At 67.6% G+C, this 14,452-nt stretch carries 14 protein-coding genes; 8 read left to right on the top strand and 6 right to left on the bottom strand.

The window, feature by feature from the left end; translation table 11 throughout:
* The first annotated feature begins 16 nt into the window (after positions 1-16).
* The 3 genes from modA to AC1RWI_RS36025 all read left to right on the top strand — a co-directional run bounded on the left by modA (position 17) and on the right by AC1RWI_RS36025 (position 2,349).
* Positions 17-829, top strand: coding sequence for a molybdate ABC transporter substrate-binding protein (gene modA, locus AC1RWI_RS36035; protein WP_492870700.1), 813 nt, complete (start codon positions 17-19; stop codon positions 827-829).
* A gap of 119 nt (positions 830-948) precedes the next feature.
* Positions 949-1,620, top strand: coding sequence for a molybdate ABC transporter permease subunit (gene modB / locus AC1RWI_RS36030; protein ID WP_043351326.1), 672 nt, complete (start codon positions 949-951; stop codon positions 1,618-1,620).
* Positions 1,621-1,626: 6 nt separating this feature from the next.
* Positions 1,627-2,349, top strand: a complete 723-nt coding sequence (locus AC1RWI_RS36025) for an ATP-binding cassette domain-containing protein (RefSeq protein ID WP_492870699.1) — start codon at positions 1,627-1,629, stop codon at positions 2,347-2,349.
* Positions 2,350-2,356: 7 nt separating this feature from the next.
* Here the strand turns inward: AC1RWI_RS36025 and AC1RWI_RS36020 are convergent, their stop codons facing one another.
* The 4 genes from AC1RWI_RS36020 to AC1RWI_RS36005 form a co-directional block, all read right to left on the bottom strand.
* Entirely contained in the window at positions 2,357-3,160 is an 804-nt protein-coding gene (locus AC1RWI_RS36020; protein ID WP_043344228.1) for a TOBE domain-containing protein, read from the bottom strand.
* Positions 3,161-3,270: 110 nt separating this feature from the next.
* Positions 3,271-3,513 carry an RNA recognition motif domain-containing protein gene (locus AC1RWI_RS36015; RefSeq protein WP_043344225.1) on the bottom strand — a complete coding sequence of 81 codons (243 nt, stop codon included), beginning with the start codon at positions 3,511-3,513 and terminating at the stop codon, positions 3,271-3,273.
* A gap of 125 nt (positions 3,514-3,638) precedes the next feature.
* A complete protein-coding gene (gene fabI / locus AC1RWI_RS36010; protein WP_043344222.1) occupies positions 3,639-4,418 on the bottom strand; it encodes an enoyl-ACP reductase FabI in 780 nt (259 codons plus the stop codon).
* A gap of 57 nt (positions 4,419-4,475) precedes the next feature.
* A complete protein-coding gene (locus AC1RWI_RS36005; RefSeq protein WP_052494746.1) occupies positions 4,476-6,824 on the bottom strand; it encodes a DUF3141 domain-containing protein in 2,349 nt (782 codons plus the stop codon).
* A gap of 345 nt (positions 6,825-7,169) precedes the next feature.
* On the opposite strand from AC1RWI_RS36005, the gene AC1RWI_RS36000 reads away from it, so the two are divergent.
* The gene (locus AC1RWI_RS36000) at positions 7,170-8,111 is read left to right on the top strand and encodes a phosphate acetyltransferase (protein WP_492870698.1); all 942 of its coding nucleotides are present in this window, start codon (positions 7,170-7,172) and stop codon (positions 8,109-8,111) included.
* Positions 8,112-8,184: 73 nt separating this feature from the next.
* Positions 8,185-9,411 (top strand): acetate/propionate family kinase, encoded by a 1,227-nt coding sequence (locus AC1RWI_RS35995; protein ID WP_043344217.1) that lies wholly within the window; start codon positions 8,185-8,187, stop codon positions 9,409-9,411.
* A 22-nt stretch (positions 9,412-9,433) separates the two neighbouring features.
* Here the strand turns inward: AC1RWI_RS35995 and AC1RWI_RS35990 are convergent, their stop codons facing one another.
* Positions 9,434-10,225: a tyrosine-protein phosphatase gene (locus tag AC1RWI_RS35990; protein ID WP_492870697.1), complete on the bottom strand. Its 792-nt coding sequence runs from the start codon at positions 10,223-10,225 to the stop codon at positions 9,434-9,436.
* Between the two features lie 64 nt (positions 10,226-10,289).
* Positions 10,290-10,544: a hypothetical protein gene (locus tag AC1RWI_RS35985; RefSeq protein WP_043344214.1), complete on the bottom strand. Its 255-nt coding sequence runs from the start codon at positions 10,542-10,544 to the stop codon at positions 10,290-10,292.
* A gap of 415 nt (positions 10,545-10,959) precedes the next feature.
* On the opposite strand from AC1RWI_RS35985, the gene AC1RWI_RS35980 reads away from it, so the two are divergent.
* The 3 genes from AC1RWI_RS35980 to AC1RWI_RS35970 are packed head-to-tail and all read left to right on the top strand — an operon-like array spanning position 10,960 to position 14,310.
* Positions 10,960-12,486 (top strand): DASS family sodium-coupled anion symporter, encoded by a 1,527-nt coding sequence (locus tag AC1RWI_RS35980; RefSeq protein ID WP_043344210.1) that lies wholly within the window; start codon positions 10,960-10,962, stop codon positions 12,484-12,486.
* Between the two features lie 25 nt (positions 12,487-12,511).
* Positions 12,512-13,561 (top strand): Ldh family oxidoreductase, encoded by a 1,050-nt coding sequence (locus AC1RWI_RS35975; protein ID WP_492870696.1) that lies wholly within the window; start codon positions 12,512-12,514, stop codon positions 13,559-13,561.
* 53 nt (positions 13,562-13,614) lie between these two features.
* Entirely contained in the window at positions 13,615-14,310 is a 696-nt protein-coding gene (locus AC1RWI_RS35970) for a transglycosylase domain-containing protein (protein ID WP_043344204.1), read from the top strand.
* Positions 14,311-14,452 lie beyond the last annotated feature (142 nt).

Here is a 14,452-nt window from a genome sequence, read left to right as displayed (position 1 = left end):
CCCCCCCTCCATGCCCATGCTCCAGACCTCCGCTGCGTTGCCTGCCCAGTCCCGCCAGCCGCGCGGCGCCCGACGCGCCTCGCTGGCGGCCGGCCTGCTGCTGTCCGCCACCCTGGCGCTATCCGCCCCGGCCGCCTTTGGCGCGGACCTGGTGGTCTCCGCCGCGGCCAGCCTGACCAATGCATTCAAGTCGCTCGCCGAATCCTACGAACGCGCGCACCCCCAGACCAAGGTGATCCTCAACTTCGGCGCCTCCGACGTGCTGATGCAGCAGATCGTCAACGGCGCGCCGGCCGATGTGTTTGCCTCGGCCGACCAGGACGCAATGAACAAGGCCGTGGCCGAACGCGTGGTGCAGCCTGCGTCGCGCCGCGATTTCGCCGCCAACCAGCTCGCGCTGATCCTGCCGGCCGACAGCAAGCTGGACGTGGGCAAGCTGCAGGACCTGGCCCGCCCCGAGTTCAAGCGCGTGGCCTTCGGCAACCCGGCGTCGGTGCCGGTGGGCCGCTATACCAAGGGCGCGCTGGAAGGAGCGGGCGTGTGGGAGGCGGTCTCGGCCAAGGGCGTGATGGCGCAAAACGTGCGCCAGAGCCTGGATTACGTGGCCCGTGGCGAAGTCGATGCCGGCTTCGTGTTCGCCACCGATGCGGCGATCATGCCGGACAAGGTCAAGGTGGCGCTGCGGGTGCCGACGCGCCAGCCGGTCACGTATCCGATCGCCATCACCTCGCACACCAGGCAGCCCGAGCAGGCCGCGGCATTCCTCGGCTACGTGAGCTCGCCGGAAGGGCAAGCGGTGCTGGCCAGGTATGGTTTTCTCAAACCGTAAGCCGTAAGCCATAATCCCTGATCCTTGCCCCCAGCCCCGGCGCCCGGGCGCGCCGCCAACCTGAATCCACCTTGCCGCCTGCCTGGCTCCGCCGGCAAGCGTTTATGCTGATGACCTCCCTGGAAGCTGTCTGGGTCCCGCTGTCGCTGTCGCTCAAAGTGGCGGGCTGGGCCACCGTGCTCAATGCCGTGCTGGGCGTGGGCGCGGCCTTTGCACTGTCGCGCTGGCAATCGGCCGCGCGCGACGTGGTCGACGCCCTGCTCACGCTGCCGCTGGTCCTGCCGCCCACCGTGCTCGGCTACTACCTGCTGGTGCTGGTCGGGCGCCGCGGCGTGTTCGGCGAGTGGCTCGGCCGGCTCGGCATCGAACTGGTCTTTACCTGGCAAGGCGCGGTGCTGGCCTCCACCATCGTGGCCTTCCCGCTGGTGCTGAAGTCGGCCCGCGCCGCCTTCGAAGGGGTGGACTCGCAGCTTGAGGACGCCGCGCGCGTACTCGGCACGCCGGAGGCCGGCATCTTCTTTCGCGTGACGCTGCCGCTGGCCTCGCGTGGCATCATCGCTGGCGTGCTGCTGGCCTTTGCCCGCGCGCTGGGCGAGTTCGGCGCCACGCTGATGGTGGCGGGCAACCTGCCCGGGCGCACGCAAACGCTGTCGGTTGCCATCTACGAAGCCGTGCAGGCCGGCGACGACAACACCGCCAACCTGCTGGTGCTGGTCACGTCCCTCACCTGCGTGGTGCTGCTGGTGGCCGCCGGGCGGCTGGTGCCGCCCACCCGCAAAATGTACCGGTAGGCCGCCATGACCATGCAAGTCACCGTACGCAAGCAGCTCGGTTCCGCCGACCGCAGGTTCGGGCTGGATATCGCCTTCGATTCGGCAAGCAAGCGCATTGCGCTGTTTGGCCCCTCCGGCGCGGGCAAGAGCCTGACGCTGCGCGCCATCGCCGGATTGCTCACGCCGGACAGCGGCCGCATCGTGCTCAACGGCCGCACCCTGTTCGACAGCGAGACACATGTCAACGTGCGCCCGCAGGAGCGGCGCGTGGCGTACCTGTTCCAGGACTACGCCTTGTTCCCGCATCTGACGGTCGCGCAGAACATCGCCTTCGGGCTGGAGCGGGGCTGGCGCAACCCGCGCCGCAACGCGCACCACCCGCAAGCGCAGCGCTGGATCGATGCGTTTGGCCTTGGCGCGATCACCGGCAACTATCCCGGCGAGATCTCCGGCGGCCAGAAGCAACGCGCCGCGCTGGCGCGCGCGCTGGCAGCGCGGCCCGATATCGTGCTGCTGGACGAGCCGTTCTCCGCGCTGGACCCGGCGCTGCGCGTACGCATGCGCGCCGAGCTGCGCGCGCTGCAGGCCAGCCTGGAAGTGCCCATGCTGGTGATCTCGCACGACCCCGACGACGTGGAAGCGCTCGGCGACCACGTGCTGGAAGTGCGCGAAGGCCGCATCTTTGGCGCCGCGCCCGTGAAGGGGCATCCACAGGTGTACGCGCCCGTCTCGGCGCGTGCGGTCTGAGGCTGGCTCAGCCCATGGTGCCCAGGATCACGCTCGACGCCTTGAAGATCGCCAGCGCGCGGCTGCCCTCGGCGAGCCCCAGCGCGCTCACGCTGTCGTTGGTGACAACGGCCACCACGGTGCCGCCGCCATCCAGTTCCAGCGCCACCTCGGCATTGACGGCACCCGGCAGCACACGGGTCACCTTGCCAGGCAACTGATTGCGCGCCGAGAGCCGCAGCCCGGGGTCAGGCAGTCCCAGCAGGACCGAGGAAGCCTTGATCAGCGCGAAGGCTTCGGCGCCGGGCACGAGGCCCAGCGTCTCCACGCTTTCGTGGGTGATGGTGGCTACCACGTGCTGGCCGCCCGCGAGCGACAGCGTGACCTCGTCGTTGACGGCGCCGCCGCGGATCGCGGCCACCTTGCCGAAGAGCTTGTTGCGCGCACTGGTCTTGATCATGAAACGCCGCATCAGGTGAAGATCGTCCTGCGCCGTCTCGCTGACGTTGCCGAGGCTGGCAAGGTGTTCGATAAAGAGCCGGTGCTCGTGCTCAAGCGCGCGGTAGGTGCGGATCAGGCTGGCGGCGCGCTCGGTCAGCACGGTGCCGCCGCCGCCCTTGCCGCCGGCGGCGCGCACCACCAGCGGCTCGCCCGCGCTGTTGTTCATCGCGTCGATGGCATCCCAGGCGCCCTTGTAGCTCAGCCCGACCGCCTTGGCGGCGGCGGTGATCGAGCCGTGCTCGCCGATCGCGGCCAGCAGGGCGATGCGTTCGCGCCCGCCCCAGTCCTGGGAGCCCGAGCGAAACCAGATCGCACCATCGAGTTCTAGCATGCGGGAATGGCGCTACCGCGTGGCAGCGCAGCAAAGTGGCAGAAGGTGCTTATCTTAATGCCAAAGCATGGCGGCGCGCGGCACACGCCCGGTCTCATCTTGCCAGCGCGTCAACCCTGGTGGGCCGGGATATACCAGCGCATCATGCTGCCGGCGAAGTACTGGCGATCCAGCTGGCGCAGCAGGCGCCACGCGGTGAAAGCATCGATATCCAGGTTGACCCAGGCCCAAGGGTGGTTCGGATCGCCCTCGCGCATCAGTTCCACGGACGTCACCGGTGCGTAGGTCGCCAGCTTGTCGCGCAGCATCTGTTCGGTCACATCGCGGTGCAGGCCCCGGATGAGTACCTTCATGTCTTGCTCCCGATATGAGGCGGCGCGCACGTGGCGGGCAGCGCGTGCCTCCGTTGTCTAGCTCATTGTAGGCGGCCCGAGGCGGGCCGTGGGCCGCGGGCCGCGCATTGCGCCCGTGGCGGCAGTCAGCCCATGATGTGCGCGCCGCCGTCCACGTACACGGTGTTGCCGGAAATCCGGCGCGCGTAGGGCGTCGCCAGGTAGGCGGTGGCAAAACCGACATCCATGATGTCGACCAGCTCGCCCAGCGGGGCACGGCCCGCGGCATCCGCCAGCAATTGCTCGAAATCCTTGAGCCCGGACGCCGCGCGGGTCTTGAGCGGCCCCGGCGAAATGGCGTGCACGCGGATGCCGCTCGGGCCGAGCTCGTGCGCCAGGTAGCGGCAGGAGGCCTCCAGCGCCGCCTTCACCGGGCCCATCAGGTTGTAGTTCGGCACCACGCGGTTGGCGCCCTCGTAACTCATGGCGAACAGGCTGCCGCCCTCGCGCATCAGCGGCACCGCGCGCCGCGCCAGGCGCACGAAGGAATGGCAGGACACGTCCATGGCGCGCGCGAAGCCGGCCGCCGACGCATTGAGCAGCCCGCCCTGCAAGTCGTCCTTGGGCGCGAAGGCCACCGAGTGCACCAGCACGTCGAGCTGGCCCCATTGCCGGGTGATCCGCTCGAACAGCGCCTGCTCCTGGCCCGCGTCCTCCACGTCGAGCGGCATCAGGATCGTCGCGCCCACCGATTCAGCCAGCGGCGCCACATGCGGGTAGGCCTTTTCGTTGAGATAGGTGATTGCCAGTTCAGCGCCAAGCTCGCGGAAGGCCCGCGCGCAGCCCCACGCGATGGACTCCGCGTTGGCCACGCCGACCACCAGCACGCGCGCGCCCAGCAATGGGGGGTTGGGTACTTGCACCATGATGTCCCTCGCTTCGTGAATGCGCGCCCTGACGGCGCCGGCTTATGCCCGCCTGGTTCAGGTGCCTGTCTTGGCGTTACGCCGCGCCGAAGGCCTGACCGCCTTGCGCGGCTTGGCGACCTTGCCGGGCTTGGCCGCGCTGGCCACCGCCGTGCCTGCCTTGCGAACGCGTGCGCTGGCTTCCGGCGAAGCGGCTTCGCGCACCATGCGCGGCGTTTCCACGGGTGCGGGCGCCACGGGCGCTGCGGTGGCGGGCTGCACAGTTTGCCGCACCGTATGATCGGTGCCCAGCACGCGCGCCACCTCGCGGTAGCGCGCCAGGCGGGCGCCTTCGAGCGGCCCCACCACGGTCACGATGCGATGGATCGCCATCATGATGCGATGGCGCAGCGCGCTGTCCGGCACCAGCAGCGGCAGCGCGGCCACGGCCCGCCCGGCGTCCAGCCCCACGATCATGCTCTGCCGCCTGACCGCGGCCTTGACGGTGGCGATGTCCGGCTGCTGCTCCAGGTGCTCGCGCGCCATCTGCCGCATCAGGTTGAAAGGCCGCTCCTCGATGCTGGTGTTCTCGTCCGCCACAAAGCAAAGGATGCGCATGAAGGCATCGAGCGGCGTACCCTGCTCGATGCCCGCCTCGGCCTCATGGATGCGCCGCGCGGCCAGTTCCTGGCGCAGCGCTGCGCTCAGCGGTGGCGGGCCGCGCTTTTCGGCGCCAGGCGAGAAGCCCATCAGCGCGGACAGCCATGGCGACTGGTACAACGCCTCGAAGAGCTGTTCCTGGAAGGCATCGCGCTGGTCGCGCCACGCGTCGAGCGTGCGCACGATGGTGTCGGACACCGCGCCCTCCAGCGTGACGAAGGGATTGTCCGGCGCCACCGGCTGGCGCGCCTCGCGCACCGACGGCGCCAGCGCGGCGATCCACGCCATCCACGGATTCGCGTCCGACGCCAGCGAGCGCTCCAGCCGCGCCGGATGCACCTGCCGCATCGCGTAAGCGCTCAGCTCGTTGGATGCGGCCTGCACCGCCGGCGAGGCGAACGTGTCGTACAGGCGCTGATTGACTTCGGCCACGCGGCGCACCACCTCGAACGCACGCTCGTCGTCACGGCCATCGTCCAGCGCGAGGATGTCGTCGATGGTCCTGCGCTCGAAGCGCACCAGGTAGCGGCCTTCGATCAGTTCCAGGTGCGAGGTGCCCGGCGCGATGTCTTCGATGCGCGCCTCGTACAGCCCGGGCGGCAGCACGTCGATCAGGTCCAGCGCCGAGAACAGCTCGGTATGCTCGCGATTGGCCACGCCGGCCGAGACGAAAATGCCGAGATGCCCGACCTTTTCATGCAGGCAGTAGACGATGACCTGATCGTTGGCGACGATCTCGTCGACGCTGGCGTAGAGATCGGGAATCCAGTTCAGCGCCTGCTGCGGCGGCGTGATGTTGTCGCCCCAGGAAGCAAAGACCACGATGGGCGAGCGCACATTGCGCAGGTCCACCGCGACGCTGCCATCCGCGCTGCGCACCTCGCCGGCCGTGAGGTGATTGCCAACGAACAGGTTCTGCACGATCCAGTCGATCTCGGCGCGGTTGAGCAGGAAATGCCCGCCCCACCAGCGCTCGAACGCCAGGAAGCGCTCGCGCTCCGTATCCACCTGCGCATAGACGTCGTAGAGCTTTTTCCAGTACGTGTTGGACGGATTGAGCTGCTCGAAATTCTGCACCAGCCAGGCCCCGTCAAAGCGGCCATTGCCGAGATCCGAAGCAAAGGACGACAGCCACGAGCCGCCCAGCAGCCCGCCGCTGTAGCGCATCGGGTTGCGCCCGCGCACGCCCGACCAGTAGGCCAGCGGCGATCCGGCCAGCAGGATGGGGCCGACCAGTTCCGGCGCGGCGGCCGCCAGCATCATCAGCGCCCAGCCGCCCTGGCAGTTGCCGATCACGAACGGCTTGCCCTGCGCTTGCGGATGGCGCTCGGCCACGGTGAGCAGGAACAGCGCTTCGGCGCGCGCCACGCACTCGATGGTCTGGCCCGGGCAAGGCAGCGGAAAAAAGGTGACGAAGTAGCAGGGATGGCCGCTGCGCAGCGCGATGCCGATCTCGCTGTCGATCTTGAAGCCGCCGATGCCAGGGCCATGCCCGGCGCGCGGATCGATCACCACGAAGGGCCGCTTGGTGTCGTCGGTGACGATGCCGGCCGGCGGCAGTATGCGCAGCAGCGCGTAGTTGGCGGGTTGCGCCAGCGTGCGCGCGTCGATCACCACCTCGTGCTCGAAGACCAGCACCGGCGGCATGCCCTCGCGCTCGTGCTCGAAGGTCTGGTTGCCGCGCTCGCGCAGGATGTCGAGCAACAGGATGGCGCGCTGCCAGGCGTCATGCGCGTAGGACCACGCATCGGACAAAAGCGGTGGCATGCCGGCGGCGGCGCTGCCAGCATGGATGGCGGGATCACGTGCATTCACTCGGCTTCCCCTTCTGCGTTCTACGTTCTACGTTCTGCGTTCTACGGTGTGGCGCTGAAGGCAGTCGTTTCCAGGCGATCGCACGGAATTGCTGCCCTGCAGCACGGCACAATCTACCAGCCCGCATCGTGCTTGACAACCCGCAGCATGGGCGGATCCGCGGCCGGCGTGACCTGGCGCAAGGCGCGCGCCAATGTCATCGTGCCGAAGGAAACATCACCTATACTGGCCATTGTTTTTTGCGCGACGCAGCATGTCCGCGCGGTCGCACCGCAACCCCGTCGCACCGGAACGCCGATGACCCACACGCCCGACAAGTACTCCGTCCTGCTGGCGCGCTGCCAGGATTTGCCCGCCATTCCCACCGCGGTGGCGCATCCCTGCGATGCTTCCTCGCTCGGCGGCGCGCTGCAGGCGGCCAGCCTCGGCCTGATCGTGCCGCTGCTGATCGGGCCCGAAGCACGCATCCGCCAGGTGGCCGACGCCAATGCGCTGGACCTTGGCGACAGCGTGCTGATCGACGTGCCGCACAGCCATGCCGCCGCCGCGCGCGCCGTCGCGGCAGTCCGCGCGGGCGAGGCCGAGCTGCTGATGAAGGGCAGCCTGCACACCGATGAGCTGCTGCATGAAGTCACCGCGTCCACCACTGGCCTGCGCACGGGGCGGCGCCTTTCGCATGTGTTTGCCATGGACGTGCCGAGCTATCACAAGCCGCTGTTCATCACCGACGCCGCCGTCAATATCTTTCCCACGCTCAACGACAAGGCGGACATCTGCCGCAACGCGATCGATCTGCTGCGCGTGCTGGGCATCGAGCGCCCCAAGGTGGCCATCCTCTCAGCGGTGGAAACCGTGACCGACAAGATCCCCTCCACCATCGACGCGGCCGCGCTGTGCATGATGAGCCGGCGCGGCCAGATCGAAGGCGGCATCCTCGACGGCCCGCTCGCGTTCGACAACGCGATCAGCCATGAAGCCGCGGTGACAAAGGGCATCGTCTCCGAGGTCGCGGGCGATCCCGACATCCTGCTCGTGCCCGACCTGGAAGCCGGCAACATGCTGGCCAAGCAGCTCACCTTCCTGGCCAACGCCGAAGCCGCCGGCATCGTGCTGGGCGCGCGCGTGCCCATCATCGTCACCAGCCGCGCCGACAGCGTGCGCGCGCGCATCGGCAGTTGCGCGATTGCCGTGCTGCTGGCGCATGCGCGCCGCACTGGCCAGGCGTCCAGCAAGGTCTGAACGCTCCGCCGTCTCGACCACCATCACAGTCAACGTCACAGTCAACGTCACCGTCACAAGGAGGCTTGCCAGCGTGAGCGCCACCCATCCCACCATCCTCGTCGTCAACGCCGGCTCCTCCAGCGTCAAGGTCTCGGTGTACGCCGTGCCCGAGGCCGCGCACGCCAATGCCGACATCAACCCGGTGCTCAGCGCGCACGGGCAGATCGAGGGCATCGGCGTGTCGCCGCGCCTGAGCGCCAGCATGGCGGACGGCCGCATTGTCGCGGACGAACGCTTTCCGGTGGCGCAGGTGGCCGATCACGACGCGGCCTTCCGCCTGATCCGGCTGGTGCTCAGCATCGGGCTGCGCGATGCGCCGCCGGTGGCGATCGGCCATCGCGTGGTGCATGGCGGCGCGGATTTCTCCGCTGCCGTGAAGATCGACGACGACGTCATAACCAAGCTGGAAGCATTGATCCCGCTTGCGCCGCTGCACCAGCCGCACAACCTCACGGCGATCCGCGCGGTGCGCGCCGCCGTGCCGGCGCTGCTGCAGGTCGCCTGCTTCGATACCGCCTTTCACGCCGGGCACGACCCGCTGGCGCAACTGCTGGCGCTGCCGTATGAATACTTCGAACGCGGCATCCGCCGTTACGGCTTTCACGGCCTGTCCTACGAATACATCGCGCGCCGCCTGCAGCAGATCGCGCCCGACCTGGCACAGGGCCGCGTGATCGTGGCGCACCTGGGCAACGGCGCCAGCCTGTGCGCCATGCGCGACGGGCGCAGCGTGGAATCCACCATGGGCCTGACCGCGCTCGACGGCCTGCCGATGGGCACGCGCTGCGGCGCCATCGATGCCGGCGCCATCCTGTGGCTGTCGCAGCAAGGCATGAGCACCAAGGATATCGAGACAATGCTGTACCAGGAGTCAGGGCTGAAGGGACTGTCGGGCGTCAGCAGCGACATGCGCGCCCTGCTGGCCAGCGACGCGCCGCGCGCGCGCCTGGCGATTGATTTCTACGCCTACCGCGCGGCGCAGGAAATTGGCAAGCTGGCGGCCACGCTGGGCGGCCTGGATGCGCTGGTGTTCACCGCCGGCATCGGCGCCAACTCGCCTCCCGTGCGCGAGAAGATCTGCGCGCGGCTGGCGGATCTGTTTGGCATCAGCCTGGACGCCGGCGCCAACAACGAAAACCGCCAGCGCATCAGCCGCGACAACAGCCGCGTGCCGGTCCTGGTACTGCCTACCGACGAGGAAGGCATGATCGCGCTCAATACCGCGCGCATCATGATGGAGCACCACGCACGAGCGTAGTGCTCCTGGGCGGCAAGGATCGCTAAGCGCGTACGAGATAGGCCTGGCGCAAGCGTCCGGCGTCCACCTTGAGCACGTCGCCCAGGTAGGCATCGATGCCGCCGTAGTCCTGCTCGATGGCCTGCATCGAAGCTTCCAGGTAAGCGGGCTTCACCGCCAGCAGCGGCCACATCACCGCGGGATCGACGCCGAACTGCGCCGCGCCGGCGCTCATCTTCTGGTTGAAGCCCTGATTCCAGTGATTCGATTCCAGGTAGTTGGCCATGATGATGCCACGCTCCACGCCCAGGCCGGCTAGCAGCAGCATCGAGGCAAAGCCGGTACGATCCTTGCCCGCGGTGCAGTGGTACAGCAGGTTGCCGCCCTGCTCCGCAGTCTTCAGGAAGCCGCCAAAGGCGGCCTGGTACTTGCGTGGAAAGTCACCATAGACCTCCAGCATGAAGGCTTCCATCTGCTGCGCGCTGCCGTCACGCAAACGCGGCATCAGCTCGGCCATCGACATGGTGCCTTCGAGCACCGGTGTGGCGACCCATCGGAAGGCCTCGCCAAAGGGGCTTTCCGCGGCGGTCTTCTCACTGGGCGAGCGAAAGTCGATCACCATGTCCAGCTGCAATGCGCGCAGCCGTTCCATATCCGCCGCGCTGGCCAGGCCCGGATTGCCGCTGCGAAACAGCTTGCCGCCACGCACGCGGTGGCCGTCGCGCGTGGCGAGGCCGCCGAGGTCGCGCAGATTGACCACATTGTCCAGCGCCAGCGCCGCGTTGCCCCGCACGCCGGCACCTTGTGATGGCGCATCGGCCATGTTTTCCTGCATCGTGTGTCCCTACCCTGTGTTTGTCGTTCGGTGGCGCGCGCACCGCACGGCACGTGTTGGCGGCTCAGCGCGCGCGATAGGCCGGCACATGCCAGCGCGTATGGCAGCCAGCAATATAACGGCGATCGAGCTTCGCCACCAGTTTCCACACGCTCATCGGGTCCACATCGTCGAGATCCAGGTCGACCCAGGCCCAGGGATGCGCACAGTCGCCCTCGCGGATCAGCTCGATGTCCTTGACCCGCACGTAGGCGGCCAGAGCCGTGCGCAGCGCGGATGCGTCGACTCCGGCACGTAGCCCTCTCACTAAAACCTTCATCATGCACTCCAGAATTTTCAGATCACGTTCGCGCGGCTCACCAGTGTGCGGGTCCGCCGGTTGTTGCACTCGCTGCGCGAGCGCCCGCAAGCCCTTGTATCAAGCACTTGTATCGCAATGATCTGAAAGTCTGACCGCCTGGCGCATCGAAATTTCCCTGTGCGAGCCGGTTCCTTGATCCGCGTCATATGCGCCCGGATCCACCCTCGACAGGCACGGTTGGCCGGCACGATAATTTCCCCATGTCGAACGCGGCAGCCCGGCCGCAAGCCGGTCTCCCGCCTCCGCCAGGTCTTCACGGAACGCCGCCGAACGACGCCGCCACCCTGCCAGTCACAGGCTAGCCATCTGCCCGCGCGTGACGTCCGCCTTCCCGTGTCGAACCAAGATCAACAAGACAAGAAAAGGCAAAGCGATGACAGACCCGCGCACTCCAACCCAAGCCGCCCCCGCCGCTATCGGTGTGGCTGCCGCCGCGCAAGCCGCGCCCGGCAAATCCACGCCATGGGGCCTCTACGCCGCCGTCCTGGTACTGATCGGCATACTCGCCCTGCCCCTGCCCCCGGACCTGCCGGTGGCGGGACATCGCATGCTGGCGATCCTCGCCTTTGCCATCGTGGTGTGGATCACCGAGGCGGTCTCCTATGAGGCCAGCGCCATCATGATCACAGCGCTGATGGCCGCGCTGATCGGCTTCGCGCCCACGGTGGCGGACCCAGCCACGCAATACGGCACCTCCCGCGCGCTCGGCATGGCGCTGGCAGGGTTCTCCAACACCGCGCTGGCCCTGGTTGCCGCCGCTCTCTTTATCTCGGCGGCGATGACGGTGACCGGGCTCGACCGGCGCATCGCGCTGGTCACGCTGTCGGCCATCGGCACCAGCACGCGGCGCATCCTGATCGGCAGCATCGCGGTGACCATCGCGCTGTCGCTGGTGGTGCCGAGCGCCACCGCGCGCAGCGCCTGTGTGGTGCCGATCATGATGGGCGTGATCGCGGCCTTCGGGGTCGACAAGAAATCCAATATCGCCGCCGGCATCATGATCACCGTGGCCATGGCCACCAGCATCTGGAACGTCGGCATCCAGACCGCCGCCGCGCAGAACCTGCTGACGGTGGGCTTCATGGACAAGCTGCTGGGTGAGCGCATCACCTGGCTGCAATGGCTGATCGCCGGCGCGCCGTGGGCCATCGTGATGTCGGTCGTGCTGTATTTCCTGGTGCGGTTCCTGTTGCCCGCCGAGACCGAGGCCATCCCCGGCGGCAAAGAAGCCGTGCAAAAGGAACTCGCCGGGCTGGGCCCGATGAGCGGCCCGCAGAAGCGGCTTGCCGCCGTGTCCATCGGGCTGCTGCTGTTCTGGGCGACCGAAGGCAAGCTGCACCAGTTCGACACCGCCACCGTGACCTTCGTCGGCCTGGTGATCCTGATGATGCCGCGCATTGGCGTGATGGACTGGAAGACCATGCAGCAACGCACGCCGTGGGGCACGCTGATCGTGTTCGGGGTGGGCATCAGCCTGGGTACCGCGCTGCTCACCACGCAGGCCGGCCAGTGGCTGGGCAAGTTCGTGGTGGCCAACTCCGGGCTTGCCACGCAAGGCCCGATCCTGGTGTTCGCCATCCTGGCCGCCTTCCTGATCCTGATCCACCTCGGCTTTGCCAGCGCCACCGCGCTCACCGCGGCGCTGCTGCCGATCCTGATCTCGGTGCTGCAGACGCTGCCGGGCAATATCCACCAGATCGGCCTGACGATGCTGCTCGGCTTCACCGTGAGCTTCGGCTTCATCCTGCCGATCAATGCCCCGCAAAACATGGTTTGCCTGGGCACGGACACCTTCAACGGCAAGCAGTTCGCCAAGGTCGGCATCCCCGTGACGGTGATCGGCTACGCCCTGATGCTGCTGTTCGCCGCTACCTACTGGCGCTGGCTGGGCTGGATCTGAGCGCACACCGGGACAAGAAACGAACATGAAGATAACACTGCAATCCGCCACCCGGCTCGCCCGCGACCTGCTCGTCGCGCAAGGCGTGCCGACCGACATCGCCAACGACGTGGCCGAGCACCTGGTCGAGGCCGACCGCTGCGGCTACACCAGCCATGGCCTGTCGATCCTGCCCAACTACCAGCGCTCGCTCGCAACCGGCAACGTCAACCCGGCGGGCCGCGCCGAATGCGTGCTCGACCGCGACAGCCTGCTGGTGTTCGACGGCAACGGCGGCTTCGGCCAGCACGTGGGCAAGTGCGTCATCGAGACCGCCATCGAGCGCGTGCGCCAGCACGGCCACTGCATCGTCACGCTGCGCCGCTCGCACCACCTGGGCCGCATGGGCCACTACGGCGAGATGGTGGCCAAGGAGCGCTTCGTGCTGCTGAGCTTTACCAATGTGATCAACCGCTCCCCGGTAGTGGCCCCCTACGGCGGGCGCACCGCGCGGCTGACCACCAACCCGCTGTGCTTCGCCGGGCCGATGCCCAACGGCCGCCCGCCCCTGGTGGTGGATATCGCCACCAGCGCCATCGCCATCAACAAGGCCCGCGTGCTGGCCGAGAAAGGCGAGCCCGCGCCGGAGAACAGCATCATCGATGGCGACGGCAACCCCACCACCGATGCCGGGGCCATGTTCAGCGAACAGCCGGGCGCGCTGCTGCCCTTTGGCGGCCACAAGGGCTATGCGCTCGGCGTGGTGGCCGAACTGCTCGCGGGCGTGCTGTCAGGCGGCGGCACCATCCAGCCGGAGAACCCGCGCGGCGGCGTGGCCACCAACAATATGTTCGCGGTGCTGATGAACCCGGAACTGGACCTGGGGCTGAGCTGGCAAGGCGCGGAGGTGGAAGCCTTCGTCAACTACCTGCACGACACGCCGCCCGCCCCGGGCTTTGACAACGTGCAATACCCGGGCGAGTTCGAAGCCGCCAACCGCGCGCTAACCACCACCCACCTGGAAGTGAACCCTGCGATCTGGCGCAACCTGGAAACGCTGGCAAAGGAACTCGGCGTGGCACTGCCGGCGGGCTGAACCGGCGCGGCGGCTTGGGCGGGGACATGGCCGGTGCTGGCACAATACGGCCCATGGAACGTCTCTGGTCGAATTTTCTCAAGCTGGTGCTGCTGCTCATCCTGGGCGCGGCCCTGCTCGGCACGCTCGCCGTGCTCGTCGCTCAGCGCCAGCTGCCCACGCTGGACGCGCTCACCACTTTCCGCCAGTCGCCCGGCTACGTGCCCATCGGCGAGATACCCCCCAAGCTGACCCAGGCGGTGGTAGCCATCGAGGACGACCGCTTCTACCTGCATGACGGCATCGACTATGTGGGCGTGATCCGCGCCGGCGTGGCCAACCTGTCCGATGAGCTGTCGCAGGGCGCATCCACCATCACCATGCAGGTGGCGCGCAATTTCTTCCTCTCGCGCAAGAAGACCTATACCCGCAAGCTGTATGAGGTGCTGCTGGCTTACCGGATCGAACACGCCATGAGCAAGGACGAGATCCTCGAGCTCTACATGAACAAGGTCTACCTTGGGCAAGGGGCCTATGGCTTTGCCGAGGCAGCCGAGACGTATTTTGGCAAGCCGGTGGGCGAGCTGACTCTGGCGGAATGCGCGATGCTGGCTGGATTGCCGAAGGCGCCTTCGGCGAACAACCCGGTGGTGAATCCTCGTCGCGCCCGGCAGCGGCAGGCGTATATCTTGCTGCGGATGCTGGAGCTGGGGAGGATCGGGAGAGGGGAATATGATGCGGCGTTGTTGGAGCCGTTGAGGTTGAAGTAGGTTGATTGAGCGGCGATGGTTTTTGCACCCAAGAACCAACGCCGATCAAAGAAACAGCGCCGCCCCCGGGCCTGTCAGTTCTTTTGTGTGGAGGGCAGGTAATGGCTCATCGGCAATTGGACCGGTGAGCCGACATTATCTC

This window comes from Cupriavidus sp. MPR-AND1C, assembly GCF_058809705.1.
This window is presented reverse-complemented; position numbering and strand designations above follow the sequence as displayed.

What these genes read in the sequence shown, in the direction of transcription:
- modA (WP_492870700.1), top strand. Translation starts at nt 17, where the DNA reads ATGCTCCAGACCTCCGCTGCGTTGCCTGCCCAGTCCCGCCAGCCGCGC.
- AC1RWI_RS36025 (WP_492870699.1), top strand. Translation starts at nt 1,627, where the DNA reads ATGACCATGCAAGTCACCGTACGCAAGCAGCTCGGTTCCGCCGACCGC.
- AC1RWI_RS36020 (WP_043344228.1), bottom strand. Translation starts at nt 3,160, where the DNA reads ATGCTAGAACTCGATGGTGCGATCTGGTTTCGCTCGGGCTCCCAGGAC.
- AC1RWI_RS36015 (WP_043344225.1), bottom strand. Translation starts at nt 3,513, where the DNA reads ATGAAGGTACTCATCCGGGGCCTGCACCGCGATGTGACCGAACAGATG.
- fabI (WP_043344222.1), bottom strand. Translation starts at nt 4,418, where the DNA reads ATGGTGCAAGTACCCAACCCCCCATTGCTGGGCGCGCGCGTGCTGGTG.
- AC1RWI_RS36005 (WP_052494746.1), bottom strand. Translation starts at nt 6,824, where the DNA reads ATGCCACCGCTTTTGTCCGATGCGTGGTCCTACGCGCATGACGCCTGG.
- AC1RWI_RS36000 (WP_492870698.1), top strand. Translation starts at nt 7,170, where the DNA reads ATGACCCACACGCCCGACAAGTACTCCGTCCTGCTGGCGCGCTGCCAG.
- AC1RWI_RS35990 (WP_492870697.1), bottom strand. Translation starts at nt 10,225, where the DNA reads ATGCAGGAAAACATGGCCGATGCGCCATCACAAGGTGCCGGCGTGCGG.
- AC1RWI_RS35985 (WP_043344214.1), bottom strand. Translation starts at nt 10,544, where the DNA reads ATGAAGGTTTTAGTGAGAGGGCTACGTGCCGGAGTCGACGCATCCGCG.
- AC1RWI_RS35980 (WP_043344210.1), top strand. Translation starts at nt 10,960, where the DNA reads ATGACAGACCCGCGCACTCCAACCCAAGCCGCCCCCGCCGCTATCGGT.
- AC1RWI_RS35975 (WP_492870696.1), top strand. Translation starts at nt 12,512, where the DNA reads ATGAAGATAACACTGCAATCCGCCACCCGGCTCGCCCGCGACCTGCTC.
- AC1RWI_RS35970 (WP_043344204.1), top strand. Translation starts at nt 13,615, where the DNA reads ATGGAACGTCTCTGGTCGAATTTTCTCAAGCTGGTGCTGCTGCTCATC.